The organism is Frankia sp. BMG5.23 (genome assembly GCF_000685765.2).
GTDB classification, from domain to species: domain Bacteria; phylum Actinomycetota; class Actinomycetes; order Frankiales; family Frankiaceae; genus Frankia; species Frankia casuarinae.
Genome location: NZ_JDWE01000141.1, coordinates 1 through 2,415, shown reverse-complemented (window position 1 = coordinate 2,415; position 2,415 = coordinate 1). Strand labels below are relative to the sequence as shown.

The window sequence follows — 2,415 nt, the reverse complement described above, 5'->3', positions numbered from 1 at the left end:
CTTATGCGGCTTGTGTGGCTGGTGGTGGGGTGGAGTTGGAGCCGGTGGGGACGGCGTTTCGTCGTTGGGCTCTGCTGGCTCGGGCTCAGGCGCAGGATCCGGTTCGGGTGGCGGAACTGCCTGTGTGGCAGCGGATTCTTACCNGTGATGACGTCCTGTTGGGTGACCGGCCGCTTGATCCGGCCCGTGATGTGGCGTCGAGTATGCGGCAGCTGTCGTTTTCGGTGTCCCTGGAGGTGACGGCGGCGCTGCTCACGACCGTACCTACGCTGTTCCACGCCGGGATCAACGACGTGCTGCTGGCCGGGCTCGCCGCCGCCGTGACCGAATGGCGTCGGCGGCGGGGTGACGGTGCGTCGGAGGCCATCGTGATCGACCTGGAGGGACATGGCCGCGAGCCGCTGGCCGAGGACGTCGAGTTGTCCCGAACAGTGGGCTGGTTCACCAGAGTCCATCCCGTACGGCTGGAACTGCCCGACGTCGACCTTGCGGACCTGCGCGCCGGTGGCCCCGCCGCCGGCCGGATAATCAAGGAGGTCAAGGAGCAGGTGCGGGCGGTCCCCGGCGAAGGCCTGGGCTATGGGTTGCTGCGCCACCTGAATCCCGCTACGCGGCCGGTCCTGGCGGCGCTACCGACCCCGCAGATCGCCTTCAACTACCTGGGCCGCTTCGCCGGTGCCCGTCGTACCGGCGAAGACACGGACTGGCAGCCGATCGGCCTCGACGGGGAGGCCGGCGACCTTCCGGCAGCCCACGTGCTGGAGGCCGGGGGAGCCGTGCGGGACGGGGCGGACGGCCCCGAGCTCACCGTCTCGCTGGCCTGGCCGCCCGGCGTCCTGGCCGAGCCTGCCGTCCGGGAACTGGGCGAGGGCTGGGTGGCGATGCTGACCGGCCTGGCCGAGCACGCCGCGCGCCCCGAGGCGGGGGGACATACCCCGTCCGACTTCCCATTGCTGGAGCTGGGCCAGCGCCAGGTGGAGCAGTTCGAGGCCATGGCGGCAGAGATCGAGAAGGGGACCTCGTCATGAAACGCTCCGCGCTGTCGGAAGTATGGCCGCTCTCACCGTTGCAGGAGGGGTTGCTGTTCCACGCCACGTTCGACGAGCAGGCTGTGGACGTCTACTCCGGGCAGCACGTCATGGAGCTGGAGGGACCGCTGGACGCCGAGGTCCTGCGCGCGTCGGGGCAGGCGATGCTGGACCGGCACGCCAACCTGCGGGCCGGGTTCCGGCAGACGGCCGGGCTTGCCCAGCCGGTCCAGGTCATCGCCGCCAGGGTCGCGCTGCCATGGCGTGAGGCGGACGTGTCGGCGCTGCCTTCGGCCGGAGCCGAGGCGGAGGCCGACCGGCTGGCCGCCGAGGACCTGGACCGCGGATTCGACCCGGCCGTACCTCCGCTGCTGCGGTTCCTGCTGATCCGGTTCGGTGCGCGGCGCCACCGCCTGGTGATCACCAACCATCACATCCTGCTGGACGGCTGGTCGCTGCCGATCTTCAAACGCGAGCTGTTCGGGGTGTACCGGGCGGGCGGCGACTCCAGCGGGCTGAAGCCCGTGCCGCCTTACCGTGACTACCTGGTATGGCTGAGCAGGCAGGACCGCCAGGCCGCGCGAGCGGCCTGGCGCCGTGAGCTGGACGGCAAGCAGGAGCCAACCAGAGTCGTGGTGGCGGACCCGGGCCGGGATCCGGTAATGACCGAGCTCACCGAGCTGCGCCTGGGCCCCGAGCCGACCGGAGCGCTGCGCGAGCTGGCCCAGGCCCACGGGGTGACGCTGAACACGGTCGTGCAGGGGGCGTGGGCGATGCTGGTCAGCCGCCTGGCCGGCCGGTCCGACGTGGTGTTCGGTGCGGTCGTCGCGGGTCGTCCGCCCGAGCTGCCCGGGGTGGAGGACATGCTGGGCCTGTTCATCAACACGCTGCCGGTCCGGGTGCCGCTGGATCCGGCCCAGCGGGTCTGCGACATGCTGGTGGCCTTGCAGGCCCGGCAGTCCGCGTTGACGGCTCACCAGTACCTCGGCCTGGCCGAGATCCAGCGCGAGGCCGGGCCCGGCGCGGTCTTCGACACGCTCGTGGTCTACGAGAACTATCCGTTCGACCCGACGGTGGCACCCGCGGCACCCGCGGCGGCCGACCCGGACAGCCTGCGGGTCACCTCGCGCGGTGGCCGGCAGGCCGCGCACTATCCCCTCACCCTGGGCATACGGCCTGGCCGCGACGGGCTGGCGCTGCACGTGGACTACCGGCCCGACCTGTTCGACCAGCGGACGGCCGCGGAGCTGCTGGCCCGGTTGGTACGGATCCTGGAGGCTGTGGCGGCGGATCCGGGGGTGTTGGTGGGTCGGGTGCCGGTGTTGGGTGCGGCTGAGTGGGTGCGGGTGGTGGAGGAGTGGAATGACACTGGGGTTGGGGTTGGGGT

At 71.4% G+C, this 2,415-nt stretch carries 2 protein-coding genes; both read left to right on the top strand.

The features are described from left to right. A partial coding sequence (locus BMG523DRAFT_RS22145; protein WP_235463406.1) for a condensation domain-containing protein occupies positions 1-1,028 on the top strand: 1,028 nt, incomplete at its 5' end. After that, a partial coding sequence (locus tag BMG523DRAFT_RS22140; protein ID WP_043592310.1) for a condensation domain-containing protein occupies positions 1,025-2,415 on the top strand: 1,391 nt, incomplete at its 3' end. The genes BMG523DRAFT_RS22145 and BMG523DRAFT_RS22140, both read left to right, overlap by 4 nt.